Origin of the sequence: Nonomuraea aurantiaca, from assembly GCF_020215705.1 — a bacterium.
Lineage (GTDB): Bacteria > Actinomycetota > Actinomycetes > Streptosporangiales > Streptosporangiaceae > Nonomuraea > Nonomuraea aurantiaca.
In genome coordinates, this window is sequence record NZ_JAIWNB010000127.1 from 1 (window position 1) to 770 (window position 770).

The window sequence follows — 770 nt, forward strand, 5'->3', positions numbered from 1 at the left end:
CCGGGCATACCGGCGGGGGCGGCAGGGGTCTTCTCGGGCTTCTCGGCGATGACCGCCTCGGTGGTGAGGAAGAGCGCCGCGATGGAAGCGGCGTTCTGCAGCGCCGAGCGCGTCACCTTGGCCGGGTCGATGATGCCCGCCTCGAACATGTTGACGTACTCGCCCGTGGCGGCGTTGAGGCCCTCACCCGGGGTCAGGTTACGGACCTTCTCCACCACGACGCCGCCCTCGAGGCCGGCGTTGACGGCGATCTGCTTCAGCGGCTCCTCGAGCGCCTTCTTGACGATCGCGGCACCGGTGGCCTCGTCGCCGTTGAGCTCGAGCTTGTCGAACGCCTTGGCGCCCGCCTGCAGCAGCGCCACGCCACCGCCGGGGACGATGCCCTCCTCGACGGCCGCCTTCGCGTTGCGAACGGCGTCCTCGATGCGGTGCTTGCGCTCCTTCAGCTCGACCTCGGTCGCCGCGCCGGCCTTGATGACCGCCACGCCGCCGGCCAGCTTGGCCAGCCGCTCCTGGAGCTTCTCACGGTCGTAGTCGGAGTCGGTCCGCTCGATCTCGGCGCGGATCTCGTTGACCCGGCCGGCGATCTGGTCGGGGTCACCGGCACCGTCGACGATGGTGGTCTCGTCCTTGGTCACCACGACCTTACGGGCGCGGCCCAGCTGGTCGAGAGTGGCGTTCTCCAGCTTGAGACCGATCTCCTCGGAGATCACCTGGCCGCCGGCCAGCGTGGCGATGTCGCCCAGCATGGCCTTGCGGCGGTCGCCGAA

General features: G+C 70.0%; 1 protein-coding gene. It reads right to left on the reverse strand.

Annotated features, from left to right (window positions below; translation table 11 throughout):
- Positions 1 to 770: chaperonin GroEL (gene groEL, locus LDL49_RS56480; RefSeq protein ID WP_225303204.1), on the reverse strand; the 770-nt coding region annotated here is incomplete at both ends.